General features: G+C 73.5%; 17 protein-coding genes and 2 tRNA genes. 12 read left to right on the top strand and 7 right to left on the bottom strand.

Annotation, left to right across the window (positions count from 1 at the left end; genetic code table 11):
• The 3 genes from G495_RS0102685 (at position 1) to G495_RS20120 (ending at position 4381) form a co-directional block, all read left to right on the top strand.
• Positions 1 to 183, top strand: coding sequence for a hypothetical protein (locus G495_RS0102685; RefSeq protein ID WP_028586545.1), 183 nt, complete (start codon positions 1 to 3; stop codon positions 181 to 183).
• Positions 184 to 200: 17 nt separating this feature from the next.
• The gene (locus G495_RS22725; RefSeq protein WP_028586544.1) at positions 201 to 2045 is read left to right on the top strand and encodes an SGNH/GDSL hydrolase family protein; all 1845 of its coding nucleotides are present in this window, start codon (positions 201 to 203) and stop codon (positions 2043 to 2045) included.
• A 119-nt stretch (positions 2046 to 2164) separates the two neighbouring features.
• Positions 2165 to 4381, top strand: coding sequence for a sensor domain-containing diguanylate cyclase (locus tag G495_RS20120; RefSeq protein ID WP_051444988.1), 2217 nt, complete (start codon positions 2165 to 2167; stop codon positions 4379 to 4381).
• A 102-nt stretch (positions 4382 to 4483) separates the two neighbouring features.
• Here the strand turns inward: G495_RS20120 and G495_RS0102670 are convergent, their stop codons facing one another.
• The 3 genes from G495_RS0102670 to G495_RS0102660 all read right to left on the bottom strand — a co-directional run bounded on the left by G495_RS0102670 (position 4484) and on the right by G495_RS0102660 (position 6344).
• Entirely contained in the window at positions 4484 to 5254 is a 771-nt protein-coding gene (locus tag G495_RS0102670; RefSeq protein ID WP_028586543.1) for a hypothetical protein, read from the bottom strand.
• Positions 5255 to 6027: 773 nt separating this feature from the next.
• A tRNA-Lys gene (locus G495_RS0102665) sits at positions 6028 to 6103 on the bottom strand.
• A 165-nt stretch (positions 6104 to 6268) separates the two neighbouring features.
• A tRNA-Lys gene (locus G495_RS0102660) sits at positions 6269 to 6344 on the bottom strand.
• An 87-nt stretch (positions 6345 to 6431) separates the two neighbouring features.
• Here G495_RS0102660 and G495_RS17240 point away from each other — a divergent pair.
• Positions 6432 to 8330, top strand: coding sequence for a protein-disulfide reductase DsbD family protein (locus tag G495_RS17240; protein ID WP_051444987.1), 1899 nt, complete (start codon positions 6432 to 6434; stop codon positions 8328 to 8330).
• Positions 8327 to 9235, top strand: coding sequence for a PhzF family phenazine biosynthesis protein (locus G495_RS0102650; RefSeq protein WP_211234121.1), 909 nt, complete (start codon positions 8327 to 8329; stop codon positions 9233 to 9235). The genes G495_RS17240 and G495_RS0102650 overlap by 4 nt, the downstream gene beginning before the upstream one ends.
• A gap of 108 nt (positions 9236 to 9343) precedes the next feature.
• On the opposite strand, the gene G495_RS0102645 is transcribed toward G495_RS0102650, so the two are convergent.
• Positions 9344 to 10570, bottom strand: a complete 1227-nt coding sequence (locus tag G495_RS0102645) for a M24 family metallopeptidase (protein ID WP_028586541.1) — start codon at positions 10568 to 10570, stop codon at positions 9344 to 9346.
• A gap of 270 nt (positions 10571 to 10840) precedes the next feature.
• Here G495_RS0102645 and G495_RS0102640 point away from each other — a divergent pair, with 270 nt between their 5' ends.
• From G495_RS0102640 to G495_RS0102630, 3 genes are all read left to right on the top strand, one after another.
• Complete coding sequence (locus G495_RS0102640; RefSeq protein WP_028586540.1) at positions 10841 to 11155, top strand: hypothetical protein; 315 nt, start codon at positions 10841 to 10843, stop codon at positions 11153 to 11155.
• An 8-nt stretch (positions 11156 to 11163) separates the two neighbouring features.
• Entirely contained in the window at positions 11164 to 11634 is a 471-nt protein-coding gene (locus tag G495_RS0102635; protein ID WP_028586539.1) for an HAD family hydrolase, read from the top strand.
• Positions 11635 to 11764: 130 nt separating this feature from the next.
• Positions 11765 to 13033, top strand: a complete 1269-nt coding sequence (locus G495_RS0102630; protein ID WP_245588347.1) for a murein transglycosylase domain-containing protein — start codon at positions 11765 to 11767, stop codon at positions 13031 to 13033.
• A gap of 65 nt (positions 13034 to 13098) precedes the next feature.
• Here the strand turns inward: G495_RS0102630 and G495_RS17230 are convergent, their stop codons facing one another.
• The 3 genes from G495_RS17230 to mqnC are packed head-to-tail and all read right to left on the bottom strand — an operon-like array spanning position 13099 to position 15377.
• The gene (locus G495_RS17230) at positions 13099 to 13926 is read right to left on the bottom strand and encodes a glycerophosphodiester phosphodiesterase (RefSeq protein ID WP_051444986.1); all 828 of its coding nucleotides are present in this window, start codon (positions 13924 to 13926) and stop codon (positions 13099 to 13101) included.
• Between the two features lie 19 nt (positions 13927 to 13945).
• Entirely contained in the window at positions 13946 to 14344 is a 399-nt protein-coding gene (locus tag G495_RS17225) for a hypothetical protein (RefSeq protein ID WP_051444985.1), read from the bottom strand.
• Between the two features lie 4 nt (positions 14345 to 14348).
• A complete protein-coding gene (gene mqnC, locus G495_RS0102615; RefSeq protein WP_028586537.1) occupies positions 14349 to 15377 on the bottom strand; it encodes a cyclic dehypoxanthinyl futalosine synthase in 1029 nt (342 codons plus the stop codon).
• 94 nt (positions 15378 to 15471) lie between these two features.
• Here mqnC and G495_RS0102610 point away from each other — a divergent pair, with 94 nt between their 5' ends.
• The 4 genes from G495_RS0102610 to G495_RS17220 all read left to right on the top strand — a co-directional run bounded on the left by G495_RS0102610 (position 15472) and on the right by G495_RS17220 (position 18958).
• Complete coding sequence (locus tag G495_RS0102610) at positions 15472 to 15882, top strand: CoA-binding protein (RefSeq protein ID WP_028586536.1); 411 nt, start codon at positions 15472 to 15474, stop codon at positions 15880 to 15882.
• The gene (locus G495_RS0102605) at positions 15879 to 16337 is read left to right on the top strand and encodes a YkgJ family cysteine cluster protein (protein WP_028586535.1); all 459 of its coding nucleotides are present in this window, start codon (positions 15879 to 15881) and stop codon (positions 16335 to 16337) included. Before G495_RS0102610 ends, G495_RS0102605 begins: the two co-directional genes overlap by 4 nt.
• Positions 16338 to 16348: 11 nt before the next feature.
• Entirely contained in the window at positions 16349 to 17161 is an 813-nt protein-coding gene (locus G495_RS0102600; protein ID WP_028586534.1) for a J domain-containing protein, read from the top strand.
• A gap of 465 nt (positions 17162 to 17626) precedes the next feature.
• The gene (locus G495_RS17220) at positions 17627 to 18958 is read left to right on the top strand and encodes an RHS repeat domain-containing protein (protein WP_051444983.1); all 1332 of its coding nucleotides are present in this window, start codon (positions 17627 to 17629) and stop codon (positions 18956 to 18958) included.
• The last annotated feature ends 8 nt before the right edge of the window (positions 18959 to 18966 follow it).

Here is an 18966-nt window from a genome sequence, read left to right as displayed (position 1 = left end):
ATGAGCGAAAGCCATTTCGACCGCGAGGCCCTGCTGGCCAAGGCCCGCGAACTGGAAAGCGCCCAGTCCCCGGCCCCGGCGTGGCTGGCCCAGGCCCTGCGCCTGCTGGCCGACAGCGCCGACCTGCTGCCCCCGCAGGACGACCCCGAGCGGTTCGTCGTCGAGTACATCTACCCCCACTAGGGCCGCCGGACCACACCATGCAGAGCCTGGGCCACCGAAGCTACTGGAACACCGCGCGCAAGCCCGAGGGCGTGACCCGCGTCCTGTGCCTGGGCGATTCGCTGACCTTCGGCCAGGGCGTGCTGCCCCACGAGGCCTACCCGGCGGTGCTGGAGGAGCACCTGAACCGCTTCTGCTGGGAGCGGGCCGTGGAGGTGGTCAACCTCGGGGCCTGCGGCCATTCGCTGCACGACAGCGTGTCCGGGTTCAATCTGCGCGGGGCGGCCATGGCGCCGGACCTCGTGATCCTGACCCTGTGCAACAACGACGCGGAGCTGTACTGCACGCCCGAGGGCCGGAGCTACCTGGAGCACCTGGACCGCAACTGGGACCCGCAGGGCCCGGTCTTCCCCCTGTTCCGCCGGGCCCTGGCCGGATTCAAGGCCGGGCTGGACGCCGCCGGGGTGCCCCTGGTGCTGTGCTTCTGGTCCGTCACCGGCGAATGCCCCACCGACAGGCGCGTGGCCGCCCAGATCGCGGGCGAGGCCCGGGCCCTGGGCATCGATTTCCTGGACCTGTCCCTGGAGTTCACCGGGCCCCAGTCGGCCAGCGCGGACCCGGGGCTGTTCGTCTCCAAGGCCGACGAACACCCCTCGGCCCAGGCCCACCGCCTGGCCGCCATGCGCCTGGCGCGCCACCTGCTCACCGCAGGGCCCCTGGCCGGGGGCGACGGCCCCCCGCTCGGCGAGGCCGACGTGGCGCGCCGCTGCGCGGACGCCGCCCGGGCCATGGCCGCCGCAGGGCGCCCCCCCGAGGCCGCCTGCTCCTGGCTGCTGCTGGCCCTGGGCGCCAAGCGCCAGAGCCGGGCCCGGCTGCGTCTGGCCCCCGAGGCGCTCCTGCCCGCCCCTGCCTGGGAGGCCATCGTCGCCGGGGTGGAGGACGAACTCGCGGGCCTGTACCGCCTGCGCCAGCACGAGGGCTTTGCCGCGCTCATCGACGAGACGCCCTTCCTGCGGCTCAACTCCTGCCTGGGCAGGCTGGAACAGATGCACAAGCACTGCCTGCTGCTGGAGGAGGCCACCCCAAAATCCCCCCTGCTGGCCGAGCCCCTGGATATGCTGACGCGCCAGCAGCCCCTGGGCGGTGGCGAACTCCTGGCTCCGGACGCCATCCTGGCCCGGGCCGACGCCCTGCTGACTCGGGCGCTCCGGGCGCTGGAACCGCTGCGGGCCCCGGCCCCGGCGCCCGGCCCCTGGTCGGTGCTGCCCGCCCCGCCCGGCGAGACCCTGGCGCCCCTGCGCGCGTTCCTGGAAGAGTTCGCCCTCGCCGCCCGGGGGGTGCGGCGGCTGGCCCGGCGGCTGGCGGCGCAGCATGCCCGGAGCGGACGCGGCCTGGGCCCGGAGCACCGCCGCGGCGTGGGCCTGCTGCGCGAACACCTGGGCGGGCTGGTCCTGGCTCTGGGCGGCATCGGCGAATCCTTCCACCTGGCGCGTCTGGCGGCCATGCGCCCGCCCCTGCCCGCCGCGCCCATGACCCTGATCAGCGCGACCCTGGTCATGCCCGAGGGCGCCCATGGCACCCTGCGGGCCACCGTGAGCTACCGCCAACCCTTCCGCCAGCCGGTGAGCGACAACCACCATGGCGTGCCCGACGGCAGGGAACACACCTGCCGCTGGGCCTTCCCCCTGCTGGTCAACGCCACGCTGCTGCTGGAGCTGGTGGGCACCCGGGGCGGGGCGACCCTCCAGGGGGTGCTGACCCGCGTGACCATCAACGAAGGACACCCCGGAGCCCTTGCCATCACCCCCGGCCAGGCCGAAATCCTGTCGCCCGACAGGATGCTCGTCCACCTGGCCCTGGTGCACCCCCCCGCCCGGGTCTGAACAGCCGGGTGCCGCCCCTGGCGCAGTTTTCTTTCCTGCGCAACCATGGTAGACTCAAGGGAAAGGCGTCGCCCCGCGCAGGCCGCGCATCCACGGCGACGCCAGACCCGAGGCGGCCCATGCCCGAACGGCCCGAGCCGACAACCCTGCCCGCCCTGCTCGCCGACAGCCAGGGCTGGATCATGGAGCGCCTGCTGCACCACGCCGCAGCACGGGGTTTAGCGCGGCACGTCTCGCCCCTGGCCGACACCTGGCGCCGGGCCGTGGCCGCGGTCTGCACCTGTCTCGTGGAAACGGCGCGGCACTACGACGGCCAACCCCCGCCCCCGGCCCCGCCCGGCGCCCCGGCCTCCGGGCCCCTGGAAGCCCTGGCCGCGCGCCAGGCCCGCGAGCACCGCGGGAGCGGCGCCCGCCTGGGCCTGTACCTCGGGCTGCTCAAGCTGTTGCGCCAGGCCCTGCTTGAGCTGCTCCAGGAACGCCCCCTGCCCATGGACGCCGCCCATCCCGGGGCGCTGTTCGTCCACCGCTGCCTCGACGCCTTCGAAATCGCCCTGTGCACGGAATGGACCGCCCCGGACGGCGACGAGGCCCTGGCCGAACTGCACGCGGGCAACCGCGAGCTGCGCCGCCAGGCCGACCTGTACCTGAGCGCCCTGGAAAGCCTGCCCGACCCGCTGCTGCTGGTGGACGGCCAGGGCCGGATGCGCCACCTGAACCTGGCCGCCGCCGCCCGCCTGGGCATCCCCCTGGCCCCCGGGAGCCTGCACGCTGGCGACGCCCCGGGCCGGGACGATGGCCAGGGCGCCCATTGCCTGCGCACCCGCAGCAGCCTGCGGGGCATTCCCCTGGCGGCGCTGATTCCCTGGCTGGCCGCTCCCGTGGCGGCCTTCCTGGCCGGAGAGCGCAGCGTCCTGCGCCAGCAGATCCGGCCCGGCGACCCCGCCGGGTCGCGGACCTACACCCTGACCCTGGCTCGGCTGCTGGACATCGACGAGCCCGTGGGCGGGGCGCTGGTGCTGCTGGCCGACGTGACCGACCAGGCCGCCACCCTCTGCCCGCTGCACGCCGACGCCCCCGCCCGCCGCCGCGAGCTGGTGCAGATGGTCATGGACCACACTCCGGCGCTTATCGCCTACCTGGACCAGGACCTGCGCTACCGCTTCGCCAACGCCTACCACGGCGAGGTCTTCCGCCTGACCCCCGAGGACATCGTCGGGCGCTCCCTGCGCGCCGTTCTCGGCGAGCAGACCAGCGCCCTGGTGCTGCCCCACTGCCAGCGGGCCCTGGCCGGGTGGGCCCAGCGCTTCGAGCTGCCCTTCACCTCGGCCCGGGGCGAGACGCACCACTTCGACGCCTCCTGCATCCCCCACCGCACCGCAGAGGGGGTCGCCGGGCTGGTGCTCATGCTCCAGGACGCCACCCTGCGCAGGCGCGCCGAGCAAGAGCAGCAGCGCTTCTTCGAGGTGTCCCTGGACATGCTCTGCGTCGCCGGGCTCGACGGCCGCTTCCGCAAGGTCAACGACGCCTGGACGCGCATCCTGGGCTGGGAGCGCAACGAACTGCTCGGGCTGCCCTGGGCCGCCTTCGCCCATCCCGAAGACGCCGACGCCGTGCGCCAGACCTTCGCCCAGCTGGCCCGGGGCAGGAATATGCTCGGCCAGGAGAGCCGCTTCCGCCGCAAGGACGGCTCCTTCCGCTGGGTGAGCTGGAACGCCCTGGCCCTGCTGGACGAGGGCCTGGTCTACGCCGTGGCCCACGACACCACGCGCCGCCGCGAGATGGAAGAGGTGCTGCGCCGGCTGGCCACGCACGACTCGCTGACCGGGGCGGCCAACCGCCGCCAGTTCATGGAGCTGGCCGGGCGCGAGTTGTTGCGTACGCAGCGCTACCCCCGCCCCGTGAGCCTGCTCATGCTCGACATCGACCACTTCAAGCGCATCAACGACACCCACGGCCACCCGGCGGGCGACGAGGTGCTGCGCGCCCTGGTGGCCTGCGTGGGCGGGGCGCTGCGCGGCACGGACGTCCTGGGGCGCGTGGGCGGCGAGGAATTCGCCGTGCTGCTGCCCGAAACCGGCGAGGACAGCGCCCGGCAGATCGCCGAGCGCATCCGCAGCGATGTGGAGCGCCTCGTGGTCCGCTACCAGGAGCTGGAGCTGCGCCTGACCATCAGCATCGGCATGGCCACCACCCGGGGCAGCTTGGCCCTGGACAACCTGTTCAAGCTGGCCGACGACGCCCTGTACGAAGCCAAACGCACGGGGCGCAACCGCGTGGTGGCCGCCCCCCCGGAGCCGGGCGGGGCCGGACCAGACCCGGAGGCAGAGACGGACTGAGCCCGCCGGAAGCGGACAAGACAGGCCCCGGCATACCATTGCGGTATGCCGGGGCCTGCCCTGCCTGCGCCTTCCTGCGGCGGGGCGCCGCGCCGGGAGCCGTCAGGCGTCGAAGCTGTCCTTGATCTGGCGGAAGAGCGACACCAGCACGCCGTCGGGCGCCTCGTTGCCGTCCACGATCATGTGCTCCAGCCGGGCCACGCGGTTGCCGCTGGGGGTCACGGTCCCGCGCAGCATGAGCACCAGATGCTGCTCGCGCCCGGCCTCGCACACGGCCACGCGCAGGACCCAGTGCTCCTGCTCGCGCTCCCAGCCGAGCTGCACGTCGCGCCCGGCGCGCTGGCTCGAGCGCATGAGCGCCAGCAGGGCCCGCAGGGTGAAGGCGCCGTGCTGGCGGCCCGCCACGCCCAAAAACTCGCCCCGCCCGCTGCGGATGACCAGGGGCAGGTCCAGGAAGGCGTCCCCGGGCCGGGCGCGCAGGGGGTTGTCCTTCTCGATGCGCTGGCGCACGTATTCGCGCAGGCGGGCGTTCTCGGCGCGCAGGGCCTGGGCCTCGGCGCGCAGGGCCGCTTCGCCCTCGTCGCGGGCCCGGGCCTGGGCGGCCAGCGCCAGGAGGCGGGCCTCGTCGGCCCGGGCCAGGGCGGCCCGCAGCCCGGCCACCTCGTCCTGCAAGGCGGCGATCTCGCGGCGGTACACGGCCTGGCCTTCGAGCACGCCCGCCACGCGGTCCATGACGCTGGCCAGGGCGCCGGGCAGGGCCGGGTCCAGCCCCGGCGCGGGCGCGGCGCCCTCGCGCGGGGGCCCGGCATGGCGCCCGAAGCGCGCGGCGGCCTCGCGCCCGGCCCGGGCGGCGTGTACGGTGCGGTCGTCCATGCGCAGTTCCTCCCGGGGCGGCGCCCGCCCGCGTTTGGCTCTCTTCGAAGTCTCCCTGGCGCAGCATCCGGCATCCCCGGCAATCGGCGCCGCGTCCGGCATCCGGCGGCACCTCTGGCGACTTCGGCAATCGCCCCCGCCACCTCCCCGGCCACCGGCATCCCCGGCCCTCCGGCAGCCGACGGCACGGCCCCGGCGGTGCCCGGGCGGGCGGTGCCCGGAAGCAGGCCGTTCGCGCCGTGGCCCGGGCCCCCGGGGAGTGGAGCTTGCAGGTTTTCCGAACCTAGCAAGGCATATCGAGAATGTCTAGACTCTTTCTAACTCCTTTGGATAAAAATTGTTTTCCCCTTCCACCCCGCAGCGGCCCGCAGCGCCCGCAACGCATCCTCCGCGCGGCCCGCACGGCCCCCGGCCTGGCTGCGCCAGCCGCCCCGCACCACCGACATCCCCCGCCCTGCCCCTGCCACTGCGGACCGCACCGCCCCCGCGTGGCCGCCCGGCCCCGGCCCACCTGCGCCAGCCGTCCGAGCAGGGTCTTCCTGGCCGTGTCGATGGCCTCAGCCAGCCGCCCCGCGCACCCGCGCCAGCCGCCCGCCCCGGCGGCCTGGCTCTCGCGGCTGGGTTTGCCCCAGCCGCCCGCGCACCCGCGCCCATGGCATCTGGCGACCCGCGCCCCCGGCCTCGCCCGTGGCCCCTGGCCGCCCGCATCGCCAGCCCCCCGCCGCGCCGGGCACGAAAAAAGCCGCCTCCTTGCGGAGGCGGCTACGAAATCGTGGTAGGCCATCAGGGACTCGAACCCCGAACCAATGGATTAAGAGTCCACTGCTCTACCAATTGAGCTAATGACCCACGTTTCCCGTTTGGGACGCCCTGAATATCCCCCGGGGCCGAGGAAGTCAACAGGAAAAGTCGCCGTCCCGTCACTTTCTGAAAATCGACGCCAGCCGGGGCCTTCCCGGCGCCAGCGCCCCAAAAGGGAAGCCGCCCCCGGCGGGAGGGCGGCTTCGGAAATCGTGGTAGGCCATCAGGGACTCGAACCCCGAACCAATGGATTAAGAGTCCACTGCTCTACCAATTGAGCTAATGACCCACGTTCCTGGCGCTCGTGGCGCGGAAAAGTACCTATGCATCCTGACCGCCCTTGTCAACAGCAAAATTCAACTTTATACCCGGAGCCATGACCGTCACCCACTCCCGCCTTGCGCGCGCCGCCGTGGCGGCGCTGCTGGTTCTGGCCGCGCTGGCCGTGCTGCCGCCCTCGCCCGCCCGGGCCCAGGGGGCCGCAGAACCCTTCTCCACCAAATGGGCGCTCTTTCGCGTGGGCGAGGCGGCCCAGTCCGGGCCCACCCCGCTGGTGGCCGTGCTCTGGCTGACCCTGGAGGAAGGCTTCCACGCCTACGCCAACCCGCCGGGCGAAACTGGCATGCCCACCACCCTGCGCCTGCGCGAGGGCGAATCGCTCCTGCCGCTGACGGTGTTCTACCCCCCGGGGAGCCAGGAGCCCGACGTCTTCGATCCCAAGCTCACGGTCAACGCCTACCACGGCACGGTGCCCCTGTTCGTACCGCTGGACGCCGAACCCGGCGAGCGCGTCCAACTGCGCGGCACCCTCTCCCTGGCGGCCTGCTCGGACAAGAACTGCTGGCCCCTGCGCGCCGAGGTCTCCCTGATCCACGACGGCCCCGTGGCCGAGCTGCCCGACGCCCAGTTCACCTTCTGGTTTCCCCTGTTCTCGACCCTGGCCGCCGCTGACGACAAGGCCCGCGACCCCCTGGCCGCCGCCGTGCAGGAGCTGGCCCCCGGCCCCGGCCAGCCCGGGCAGGAGGCGTCCGCGCCCCGCTTCGAGCCGCGCTTCTTCAACCCCGGGCTGGAGGTCTCGGGCCTGGGGCTGGCCCTGGCCCTGGCCTTCCTGGCCGGGCTGCTGCTCAACTTCATGCCCTGCGTGCTGCCCGTGGTCAGCCTGAAGCTCTCCTCGCTGCTGGCCGGGGCCGCCGAGGCCGACCAGGGCGCCCGCGCGCGCGCCTTCCGCGAGCACAACCTGTACTTCTCGGCGGGCGTGCTGCTCTACTTCCTGCTGCTGGGCGGGGTGCTGGCCGCCCTGGGCCTGGCCTGGGGCCAGCTGTTCCAGAGCCCGGCCATCGTGCTGGGGCTGACCCTGGTGGTCTTCGCCCTGGCCCTGTCGCTGTTCGGGCTGTATTCGCTGCCGGTGGTGGACCTCAAGGCCGGGCGCCCGGGCAGCCCCCGGGCCCAGGCCCTGTTCACCGGCATGCTGGCCACCCTGCTGGCCACGCCGTGCAGCGGCCCCTTCCTGGGCGGGGTGCTCGGCTGGGTGCTGCTCCAGCGGCCCGAGGTCATCCTGGCCGTGTTCCTTGCCATCGGCCTGGGCATGGCCAGCCCGTTTCTGGTCATGGCCGCGCGGCCCGGGCTGGCGCGGCTGCTGCCCCGGCCCGGGGCCTGGATGCGCCATCTGGAGCGCGGCGTGGGCTTCTTCCTGCTGGGCACCTGCGTGTACCTGCTCTCCACCCTGCCCGGGGCCATGCTCGTGCCCGCCCTGGCCCTGCTGTGGGCCGTGGGGCTGGCGGCCTGGATGTGGGGCGGCTGGACGGGGTTGTCCGACCCGCCCCTGCGGCGCGCCGTCGTGCGCGCGGCGGCCCTGGCCGTGGTGGTGGCGGCGTGGTTCCTGCTGCTCACGCCCCCCGGGCCCAAGGCGCAGTGGGAGCCCTACGACGAAACCGCCTTCCGGGCCGCCCTGGGCACCGAGCCCGTGCTGCTGGACTTCACCGCCGACTGGTGCCCCAACTGCAAGCTGCTGGAGCACACGGCCCTGGCCCCCGCCAATCTGGCCCGCTGGCAGAAGCGCTGGGGCCTGCGCCTGATGCAGGTGGACATGACCCGCGAGAACCCGGGCCACCTGGAGCTGCTGCGCGCCCTGGGCAGCCAGAGCATCCCGGTGGTGGCCGTGTTCCCCACCGGGCAGGACAGCCTGCGGCCCCTGGTGCTGCGCGACCTGTTCACCGCCGGGCAGATGGACGACGCCCTGGCCCGGGTGCTGGCACCCGGAGCGGGCGCCCAGTGAGCGCGGCCCCGCCCGTGCCCCCGGGGCTCGCCTGGCGGCAGGTGGACGTGTTCTCCCGCGAGCCCCTGGGCGGCAACGGGCTGGCGGTCTTCCCCGACGCCCGGAGCCTGGACGCGCCGCGCATGCTGGCCCTGACCCGCGAGTTGCGCCAGTTCGAGTCCATCTTCCTGACCCCGGGCCCGGGCCCGGGCACCGCTCGCGCGCGCATGTTCACCGTGGAGGAGGAGCTGGACTTCGCCGGGCACCCGGTGCTCGGGGCGGCCTGCGTGCTGCACGAGGCCCTGGGCGCCGCCGCCCCGCAGGACGCCACCTGGACCCTGGCCCTGAACGCCCGCGCGGTGGCCGTGACCACGCGCCGGGCCCAGAGCCCGCTCGGGGGCTGGTACGAGGCCGAGATGGACCAGGGCGCGCCGCAGTTCGGCCCGCCCCTGGATGCGGACACGGACACGGCCCGGGCCCTGCTGCGCGCCCAGGGCCTGGACGCGGACGACCTCGTGCCCGGGCTGCCCCTGCAGATGGTCTCCACCGGGCTGCCCTATCTGCTGGTGCCCCTGCGCCGGGGCCTGGAGCGCGCCCGCCCGGCCAGCGCGGACTTCGCGGCCCTGCTCGGGGCCGTGGGCGCCCATTTCTGCTATCCGCTGGACGTGGCCGCCCGCGAGGGCCGCAGCTTCGACAACCACGGCCTGCTGGAGGACCCGGCCACGGGCAGCGCCGCCGGGCCCGCCGGGGCCTACCTCGTCCGCCACGGCCTGGCCGCCCCGGGCCGCGTGCTGACCATCCGCCAGGGCCGCTTTGTGCACCGGCCCAGCGAAATCCGCGTGCGCGTGGAGGGGCCGCCCGAGGCCCCGGCGCGCGTGCTCATGGGCGGCGAGGTGGCCATGGCCGCGCGCGGGGTCTTCGACTGAGCCCCGGGGCTGCGACCCGGGCGCAACTGTCTGCCACGCGAAAGGGGGCGGCCCGCCGGGCCGCCCCCTTTCCCATGCGCCGGGCCGCAGGCCCGGGCGCCGCGCGCCCTACTCCACGCACACCAGGTCGAACTCGTCGCCGGTGATGCAGCGCGCGCCCGTGGGCGTGACCTCGAAGGTGTTCTCCACGCCGACCATGCCCAGGCCGGGCACGGCGAACTTGGGCTCCAGGGCCATGACCATGCCCTCTTCCAGGGGCGTCTTGATCTTGGCGGCGATGGCCGGGAACTCGTCGATGACCAGCCCGATGCCGTGGCCCAAAAAGCGCACCTTGTTGGCGCCAAGGCCCATGAAGCCATCCTGCATCCCGCGCGCGGCGGCCAGCTCCATGACCTCGCGGTAGAGCTCCTCGGGCAGCGCCCCGGGCACCATGCGCCCGGCCAGCAGGGCCTGGACCTCCACGCAGAAGTCGTGGCCCCGGCGCGCGGCGTCGGGCACGCTGGAGGCCGGCCCGGCCCAGTAGACCTGGGTCTTGTCCGTCAGGTAGCCCTCCAGGCAGAAGCCGATGTCGCAGGCCAGGGGCTCGCCCGGCTGCCAGAGCTTGCCCGCGTAGCCCATGAAGGGCACCGCCGGATGCTCGCCGCGCAGGCCCACCGGGCCGTTGAACACGCTGGGGTAGTTGGCGCTGTCGCCCGCCGCCACATGCCCCAGGAAGCATTCCTCGCCAAAGGCGCCCATGCGCAGCGGCCCGCTGTGGCCCAGGGCGAAGAAGGCCTCCCAGGCCAGATGCGCCACCTCGCGCTCGCTCATGCCCGGGCGCAGCACCCCGGGCAGCATCTCGTGCAGGGCCAGGTGGTGCCGCTCGCCGCACAGGCGCAGCTTGTCCAGCTCCCAGGCGGTCTTCTTCATCCGCCCCAGGGCCAGCACCGTGTCGCCGGACACCAGGCGCGTGCCGTGGTCCAGCTCCTGCTCCAGCTTGAGCCCGAAACTCCAGGGCAGCCCGGACATCTCGCAGGCCGCAACCGGCGCCAGGGGCGAGCCCGCCTGCTCCAGCAGCCCGCGCACGTCGCGGTAGGAGCGGAAGGGGAAAATGGTCTCCAGGGGCGATTCCAGCCGCGCGCGCTCCGCGCCCTTGCGGCAGAGCAGCACCGGCGCGCCCTCGCGGGGCAGCCAGAACAGGCCGTTGCCCAGGTGGCCCGTGAACCAGTAGATGGCCACGCGCGAGAAGACCAGCAGGCCCCCGGCCTCGGGCAGGTGCCGGTCCAGCAGGGTGCGGCAGCGGGCCCAGCGCAGGGCCAGTTCTTCGGCGGGAACGGTTTCGACGGCGGCGAACATGCGGCGCTCCGGGTTCGGGTGGGGAGAGGAAAGGGGAATCGATTCCCCGGGCCCACGGTCATACGAAAAGACCGCCCCCCTTGGCAACCCGCGCGACCGCCCGGGGCCGTGCCCCGGGCAAGCGCCGGGGAGACCTGTCCGGACCTGGCAACCCGCGCGGCCGCCCGGGGCCGTGCACGACGCGCGCGCCCCGGGTTGCCAAGCCTCCGGGCATGGTTTATCCATCGGGCGCCGCCCGGCGGCACATTCCACCCCAAGGACGGACCCCCCATGGACCTCGCCACCCTGTTCCAGGCCCGGCAGTACCTGACCCTCAAGGACCACGCCCCCGGCGCCCTGCGCCTGGGGGTCAACCCCGCCATCCTGGGCGACGCGCGCTTCAAGGGCCTGGCCAGCGGCGCCACGCCCCTGCCCCGGGGCGTGCTGGGCCTGGACGTGAACGTCTTCGCCATGACCGTGACCCTGCGCTACGACCCGCAGGTCCTGCCCGACGAGCAGGTCCGCGCCTTCTTCGGCCCCGGGCAGGCCGAGGCCGAGGCCGCCCTGGCCGCCCTGCAACAGACCCTGGAACAGGGCCGGGCCTGAGCACAGCCATGCTGCGCGCGGACATCCCGGGCTTCGGCGCCCTGGAGCTGACCCACCTGGTGCTGGACCTCAACGGCACGCTCACCGTGGACGGCGCGCTGCTGCCGGGAGTGGCCGGGCGCCTGGAGGCCCTGGGCGCGCAGCTGTCCATCCATCTGACCAGCGCCGACACGCGCGGCAACGCCGCCCGGCTGGCCCGCGAGCTGGGCGTGGCCCTGGAGCCCCTGCCCGCCACGGGGCAGGCCGAGGCCAAGGCCGCCCTGGTGCGCCGCCTGGGCCCGGCGGGCTGCGTGGCCGTGGGCAACGGGCGCATCGACGCGCCCATGCTGGCCCTGGCCCGGGTGGGCATCGCGGTGATCCTGGCCGAAGGCGCGGCGGGCGCGGCCCTGCTGGCCGCCGACGCCGTGTGCACCGACATCTGCGACGCCCTGGACCTGCTGCTCACGCCCGCACGGCTGACGGCCACCCTGCGCAGCTGAACGCGCGCGGCTCCGGCCCGCGCCCCGCGCCGCCTCCCTCTCGTCGGCCCCGGCGGCCCTGCCTCCGCCGTCGCGGACTCCCCGCCGGGGCACTCTTCCGGTTCACCGCTTTTTGGGCTAGGTTCGGGCCATGCCGAGCTCCAAAAGCCCCGGGGCGCCGGGCCGCGCGATGCCCTCCGGCCCCGCCCGGCGCCACGCGCCATTGCCCCCGGGCCGCCCGCGCCCGCTGCGCCTGCTCCTGGCCTCGCTGTGTCTGCTGCTGGCCGCATGCAGCGCCGGCGACACCGTGCGCGCCGCACGCATCCTGGCCACGGGCGACGTGGCCGGGGCCCAGGTCCTGGCCGCCGAAAAGGCCGTGCGCTACGCGGCCAACCCCCAGGCCCTGGCCTGGGACCTCAAGGCCTTCAAGGACCGCCTGGCGGCCTTCCGCAAGGCCGTGGACGGCATCTGGGGGCCCAAGGACCGCGAGGAGCCCACCCCGCGCCGCTACGTCAAATACAGCGGCGACTACAAGAGCCGGGCCATGGTGGACTTCGACACCGGGGTCGTGACCGTGGAGACCGTGGACCAGCGGGCGCCCCAGGCCAGCCTGGAGGCCGCCGTGACGGCCACCGTCCTCGCCCCGGCGGACCCGCGCGCCGTGGACCTCTACTCGGCCTCGGACATCACCCTGGGCGACGAGCCCTTCCTCTACGGGCAGGTCAAGGACTTCCAGGGCCAGGACATCCGCTGGGAATGGCGCGCCAAGGCCTTCGCCCGCGAGCTGGTGGCCCGGGGCACGACCGCGCGCACGGTGCAGGGCGACGCAGGCCCGCTCACGGCGCGCGCGGTGCGCTTCGAGCTGGTGCCCGGCCACCTGCACGTGCGCGCCGCGCGCTACGCCGCCACCGTGCGCGAGCGCGCCCGGCGCTTCGGCGTCAGCGAGAACCTCGTCTACGCCATCATGAAGACCGAGAGCGACTTCAACCCGTTCGCCGTCAGCTCCGCCCCGGCCTTCGGGCTGATGCAGATCGTGCCCGGCACCGCCGGGGCCGACGTGACCCTGTTCCTGTCGGGCAAGAAGGGCCAGCCGAGCAAGGAATTCCTCTTCGAGCCGGAGAACAACGTGCTCTACGGCACGGCCTACCTGCACCTGCTGGACACGCGCCACCTGGACGCCGTGGCCGACCCGGTGTCGCGCGAATACTGCGTCATCGCGGCGTACAACGGCGGGTCCGGCGCCGTGCTGCGCAGCTTCGACGCCGACCGCGCCCGGGCCACCGCGCGCATCAACGCCCTGGGCCCGGCCCAGGTCTACGAGCACCTGCGCACCCGCCTGCCCGCCGAGGAGACGCGGCGCTACCTGCACAAGGTCATGGAAGCCAAGAAGCTCTTCGTGGGCGTGGGCGCCCGGGGCTGAGTCAGCGCGCGGCGCGCCCGCCCCGGGTGACCAACCAACCCCTTGCCCGGGGATTCGTCGGCGTATCAGCGCCCCGCGCGCGTGCCCGGGGCGGTCCCGGTGGGCCGGGCAGCCCGGGTGGCCCTGGCCGCAAGGAAGAGCGCGGGGTCGTTGGCGAAAAAGCCCGTGGCGCCCAGGTCCAGGGCCCGGGCCATGCCCTCGGGGGTGTTGGCGGCGGTGTAGACCCAGGGGAACAGCCCATAGCCCGCCGCGCGCACCCGCCCGGCCAGGTCCGCGTCCAGGGCGTCCAGCCAGGGGTGGAACGAGGCGGCGCCGATGGCCCCCAGCAGGGCCAGGAAATCCACATTGGCCTCGCCCTCGCACAGCACGCCCAGGGGCAGCTCCGCGTCCAGGGAACGCAGGGTGATGAGGCTCTGGTAGTTGAAGCTGGAGACCACCACCCGCCGCCCAAGGCCCATGCGCCGCACCAGGGCCGCCACCTGGCGCTCCACGGGCTCCACCCCCGGCGCCCAGGCCGGAACGCAGGCCGCCTCGGGCTTGATCTCGATGTTCACCAGCACCCGGCGGCCCACGGCCTCCAGCACCTCCTCCAGCAGCGGCAGGCGCACCCCCGCGAACTGCGGGCCGAACCACGCCCCGGCGTCCAGCCCGGCCAACTCGGCCCAGGGCCGGGCGCTCACCGGGCCGTGGCCGTTGGTGGTCCGCTCCAGGGTGGCGTCGTGGATGACCACCAGGCGCCCGTCGGCAGACAGGGTCACATCCAGCTCCACGCCGTCCGCCCCGGCGGCCACGGCGGCCTCGAAGGCGGGCAGGGTGTTCTCGGGAAAGGCGGCGCTGTGGCCGCGGTGGGCCCAGCACAGGGGGGCGGAGGCAGCGGAAAACGGGGCGGACATGGGGGCTCCCGGGTCGGGGTTACGGGGCAAGGGTCAGGCGCGCCGCACACCACGGCGCCGCGGCCAGAACCAGCAGGAACAGCGGCCACAGGCGGCCCCGGGCCAGGTTCCAGTCGGCGAAGATCTCGCTCCAGGGCAGGCCCCGGGCACGGCCCATGGCGCATTCGAAGGCCACGGTCAGCCCGGCCCAGGCCGCGCCCAGGCCCCACAGCGGCCCGGCCTGGGCCACGCCCTGGGCGCGCACGAAGGGCACGGCCAGCCCCAGGGCCGCCAGGGCCAGCAGCACGGTGTGCACCTGGCGCGCGCGGTCCGGCCCCAGGCGCGGCTGGCTCACGAGCACCCGCGCCGCGCCGTTGAGCATGGCCAGGGCCAGCAGCACCAGCCACAGGCCCAGGCCGTACATCCAGAAGGTCGTCACCGCGTCACTCCAGCAGGGTGTAATCCATGGTCCTGCGGCGCGGGGCGAACCCGGCGGCCTCCACCAGCCGCCGCAACTCGGCCTCGGGCAGCCGGAAATGCACCCCCGCCGCCGCCACCACGTTCTCCTCGATCATGGTCGAGCCGAAATCGTTGGCGCCCCACAGCAGGGCCAGCTGCCCGACCATGGGCCCCTGCGTGACCCACGATGCCTGCACCGAGGCCACGTTGTCCAGGTACAGCCGCGCCAGGGCCAGGGTCTTCAGGTAGTCCACCGCCGAGGCCTCGGGCGCGGCCAGGCGCGTGTTGGCGGGCTGGAAGGTCCAGGGGATGAAGGCCGTGAAGCCGCCGGTCCGGTCCTGGAGCGCGCGCAGGCGGTCCAGGTGCTCGATGCGCTCGTCCAGGGTCTCGCCCTGGCCGAACATCATGGTCGCCGTGGTGCGCAGGCCCTGGGCGTGGGCCTCGCGCATGACCTCCAGCCACTGCGCAGCGGTGCATTTGCGCGGCGAGACCAGGGCGCGCATGCGCTCGGTGAGGATTTCCGCGCCGCCGCCGGGGATGGAGTCCAGCCCCGCCGCCACCAGCCGACGGAGGACCTCGGCGTGGCCCAGGCCCGCAGCCTGGCCCAGGTACCAGATTTCCGTGGGCGAGAAGCCGTGGATGGCCACCTGCGGGAAGCGCGCCTTGAGGAAGGCCAGCATGTCCGTGTAGAAGTCCAGCCCCAGGTCCGGATGCATGCCGCCCTGGAGCAGGATCTGGTAGCCGCCCAGCTCCACGGTTTCGCGGACCTTGGCCTCCAGTTCGCCATGCGAAAGCACGTAGCCCTGCGGGTCCCCAGGGGCGCGGAAGAAGGCGCAGAAGCGGCAGCCCGACACGCAGACGTTGGTGTAGTTGATGTTGCGGTCAACGATGTAGGTGACCACGGGCTCCGGATGCAGTTCCAGGCGCCGGGCGTGGGCCATGCGGCCCAGGGCGAACACGTCCTGGCTTTCATACAGGGCGCGGGCGGCCTCGGGGGTCAGGCGCTGGGTCATCGGTCCTCCGGGATGCTTGACGGGGCGGTGTTTTTCACACAGAACAGGGCTCCCGGCCACGGCCCTTGCGGCCCGGCCCCCCTGCGGAGATGCCATGCTGTTCGACGATGAGCTAAAGACCCTGCTCGAAAAGGTCAAGACCGTTGCCGTCATCGGCGCCGTGGACAAGCCGGGCCGCCCGGTGGACATGGTCGGCCGCGCCCTCATGGACGCGGGGCTGGCCGTGGTGCCCGTGCACCCCAGGCGCCGCGACGTGTGGGGCCTGCCGACCTACTCCAGCCTGGCCGAGGTGCCCGTGGCCGTGGACCTGGTCAACGTATTCCGCGCGCCGGAGCACTGCGCGGCCCACGCCGCCGAGGCCCTGGCCCTGGCGCCCCGGCCCCTGGCCTTCTGGATGCAGTCGGGCATCACCAGCCCCGAGGCCGGGGCCGTGCTGGCCGGGTCGGGCATCCGTGTGGTGGAAGACGCCTGCCTGATGGTCGAATGGCGGAGGCTTGGCCTGTGAGCGCCGCGCCGCAGGCACCCGTGGTCTTCGTGTGCCGCATGTGCGGGCACTGCTGCGAGGGCACGGGGGGCATCGTCCTGGCCGCGCGCGACCGCGCGCGCCTGGCGGCGCACCTGGGCCTGCCCGAGGCGGCCATGGCCGAACGCTATGCCGAGACCGTGGGCGGCAAGGTCCGCCTGCGCTGCGGGGATGACGGGTTCTGCGTGTTCTACAGCCGCGAGCGCGGCTGCGCCGTGCATGCGGGCAGGCCGGACATCTGCCGGGCCTGGCCCTTCTTTCGCGGCAACCTGGTGGACCGCTCCAGCTGGGAGATGATCCAGGACGACTGCCCCGGCGTGTGCGCCCCGGCGGGCCATGCGGAGTTCCGCCGCCAGGGGCTGGCCTACGTGCGCGCCCTGGGCGTGGACGAAACCGACGAGGGCGCGCCCGGCGCCCTGCTGAACCTGCCCGACTAGCCGGGGGCGACGTGGACATCCGCGAGTGCTACCGCATCCTGCGCCTGCACAAGGGCGCGAGCCTGGACGACGTGAAGTCGGCCTTCCGCAAGCGCGCCTTCGAGCTGCACCCCGACCTGAACCCCGGCAACCCCCAGGCCCACGCCGAATTCCAGAAGCTCAACGAGGCCTACGTGCTGCTGCGCGAGGCCCTGGCCCAGGAGCCGCCGCCCCGCCCCGGGGCGCGCCCCGAGGCCAAGCCCACGGCGGACCAGGCCGAGGGCGCCGCGCGCTACCGCGCCCAGGCCCAGGCCAAGGCCCCGGGCAACGGTACGGGCAACGGGGCCGCCAACGGCGCGGGCCCCGCCGGGCCCCGGCCCGGGGCCGACGGGCGCTTCTTCTACCGCAAGGAGGAGGTGCTCAAGAACATCCTGAACGACCCCTTCGCGCGCAAGGTCTTCGAGGACATCTACAGCCAGATCCGCCGGGGCGCCCCGGCCGGGGCCCCGGGAGCCCCCGGGGTCACGCGCAGCCGCAGCCTGGCCCTGCGCTGGGGCGACCGCGAAATGTCCCTGGACCTGACCTTCGGCCTGTGGCGCGGGCTCAAGGGCTGGGTCCGCCGCCAGATGGACGACGAGCAGACCGTGCGCCTGCCCGCCGCCCAGCTCCTGCCCGGCAACCGCCTGCGCCTGCAGGTGCGCCGCGCCTGGTCCGGCGACCCCATCACCGTGGAAGTGCCCATCCCGCCCGACTACGTCATCGGCCGCGCCCTGCGCCTGCGCGGCCTGGGCCGCAAGCTCGGCCCCCTCAAGGGCGACCTCTACCTGCGCCTGATGGCCCTGTAGAGCCCTCCGCCCGCAAGCGGAGCGCCGCCCCGCGCCCCGTAGCCCCCGCTCTTCGCCGTCCCCCACTCCCCGCCGTCCCCTGATCCTCGCCGTCCCCCGATCCTCACAAATTTCGCGTCCCGCCCGCCTTGCCTTGCCGCCACCCTCGGCCTTTTTCGCCGCACCATGGAACCGGGCGCGGGGGCCGCCACATCCCAGCGTGCCTGCGCCGCATTCCGGATTGCCGCTGCAGGGCCGCCATCCCCATCGCCAACGCCCCGCGACCGCGCGCACCCACGAGCAAGGATTTTTCATCTTCCCCGCTTGACACATAGGCAATATTCGCCTATACGGACACCCTTCGGCACGGTCACGAGGACACGCCACAGCGAATGAGGCAATCCCCAAGGGCAGAGCACCATTGCCAGCCATGGCGCGGGGATGCCGTACCCGATGAAAGGCGAAAAAAGCCAGGGAGGAGCAGCCATGAGCAAGGGGCGCGAGAGGACAGGCAGACACGGTGGCGGACAATTCGGGGCGGAAGTCTTCGCAAAGGCGGACGAGCACGCGCGTCAACGCCAGGAGGCGGCAGCCCGGGAGCGTTTCGGATCGGCGGCCTACTTCGCACAGCTCTTTGGCGACGGCCAGGGTGGGCCGGGCAGGCCAAACGAAGGCAATGCGTCGGCCCCCCGGGCCTCGACGGGACAGCGGCACCTCCCGCAGGCCCCGGGTGCGGCGCCCGTCCAGGGCCGGGCAGGTTCGGCCCTGACCCTGGAACGTGACGAAAGCGGTCGCATCGTCCGCAAGCGCCACAGGCTGGGCCCGCGCACGGTGATCACGCAGTACGCCTACGACAGGCAGGGGCGCCTGGTGGAAGCCCGCCGCGATGGACGGCTGACCGAGGAATACGCCTACGATGCAGCGGGGCGCCGGGTCATGAGCCGCAGCGAGGCCCTGGGCATGGTGCGCATGGAACTGCAGTATCAGGACGACAAGCTCCGGCGCATGGGAGGCGTAGGTTTATGGTATGGCCCGGACGGCACCCTCAGCGTGCGCCGCGACCCGCAACGCGGCACCACCTACTTCACCTACGGCCCGCACGGCGGGTTGATCCGGGCCCAGCTGCCCGGCGGCAGCACGGTGCGCTGGGAGCGCAATGCCGCCGGTCAGCCCCTGTCCTGCACCCTGGACGGCCACCTCGCCGAACGCTGGACCTGGCACGATCTGTCGCGCCTGGCGCGCTATGAGGATCTCCGCCGGGGGCTGGTCATGGACTTCCATTACGCCGGGAAGGCGCGCATCCCGAAGGCCATGACCCTGCGTGATGGCCGGGAAACCTGCCTCTTCGCGCTGGGTTGCGACCAGGTGGGCAGCATCACAACGGTTGCAAACGAAGCAGGCGATCTGGTAAAGACGGTCCTGTACGATGCGTTCGGCAACGTGGTGGACGACAGCGCCCCGCACTTCTTCCTGCCCCTGACCTTCGCAGGCGGCGCGCAGGACCGCTGGACGGGCCTGATCCGCTTCGGCCACCGCGACTACGATCCGCAAAGCGGCCGCTTCACCGCCTGCGACCCAAGCCATTCGCCGGAAGGAGACCCTGACACCTATGAGTATTGCATCGACGATCCGGTCAACCGGATTGACAGCCAGGGCCTCGAAAGTGAATTGGCCGAACTTCCGGCTCCCGGCCCGCTGGATGAAGACCTTGAGAAGGCCTTCGACCCAGCGGGCGGGGCGCACTACTGGACGGTGATCCCGGAAGCGACAGCGTGCGCCAAATGCAGAGCCCTGGCAGGCAGAGTTTTCCGAAAATAACCAAAGCG

The organism is Desulfocurvus vexinensis DSM 17965, from assembly GCF_000519125.1.
GTDB lineage: Bacteria > Desulfobacterota > Desulfovibrionia > Desulfovibrionales > Desulfovibrionaceae > Desulfocurvus > Desulfocurvus vexinensis.
The sequence above is the reverse complement of the archived record's forward strand: the minus strand, read 5'-3'. Positions and strand labels throughout refer to the sequence as shown.

What these genes read in the sequence shown, in the direction of transcription:
- G495_RS0102640 (WP_028586540.1), top strand. Translation starts at nt 10,841, where the DNA reads ATGGACCTCGCCACCCTGTTCCAGGCCCGGCAGTACCTGACCCTCAAG.
- G495_RS17220 (WP_051444983.1), top strand. Translation starts at nt 17,627, where the DNA reads ATGAGCAAGGGGCGCGAGAGGACAGGCAGACACGGTGGCGGACAATTC.
- G495_RS0102670 (WP_028586543.1), bottom strand. Translation starts at nt 5,254, where the DNA reads ATGGACGACCGCACCGTACACGCCGCCCGGGCCGGGCGCGAGGCCGCC.
- G495_RS0102630 (WP_245588347.1), top strand. Translation starts at nt 11,765, where the DNA reads ATGCCGAGCTCCAAAAGCCCCGGGGCGCCGGGCCGCGCGATGCCCTCC.
- G495_RS17240 (WP_051444987.1), top strand. Translation starts at nt 6,432, where the DNA reads ATGACCGTCACCCACTCCCGCCTTGCGCGCGCCGCCGTGGCGGCGCTG.
- G495_RS0102635 (WP_028586539.1), top strand. Translation starts at nt 11,164, where the DNA reads ATGCTGCGCGCGGACATCCCGGGCTTCGGCGCCCTGGAGCTGACCCAC.
- G495_RS0102645 (WP_028586541.1), bottom strand. Translation starts at nt 10,570, where the DNA reads ATGTTCGCCGCCGTCGAAACCGTTCCCGCCGAAGAACTGGCCCTGCGC.
- G495_RS20120 (WP_051444988.1), top strand. Translation starts at nt 2,165, where the DNA reads ATGCCCGAACGGCCCGAGCCGACAACCCTGCCCGCCCTGCTCGCCGAC.
- G495_RS17230 (WP_051444986.1), bottom strand. Translation starts at nt 13,926, where the DNA reads ATGTCCGCCCCGTTTTCCGCTGCCTCCGCCCCCCTGTGCTGGGCCCAC.
- G495_RS22725 (WP_028586544.1), top strand. Translation starts at nt 201, where the DNA reads ATGCAGAGCCTGGGCCACCGAAGCTACTGGAACACCGCGCGCAAGCCC.
- G495_RS0102610 (WP_028586536.1), top strand. Translation starts at nt 15,472, where the DNA reads ATGCTGTTCGACGATGAGCTAAAGACCCTGCTCGAAAAGGTCAAGACC.
- G495_RS0102685 (WP_028586545.1), top strand. Translation starts at nt 1, where the DNA reads ATGAGCGAAAGCCATTTCGACCGCGAGGCCCTGCTGGCCAAGGCCCGC.
- mqnC (WP_028586537.1), bottom strand. Translation starts at nt 15,377, where the DNA reads ATGACCCAGCGCCTGACCCCCGAGGCCGCCCGCGCCCTGTATGAAAGC.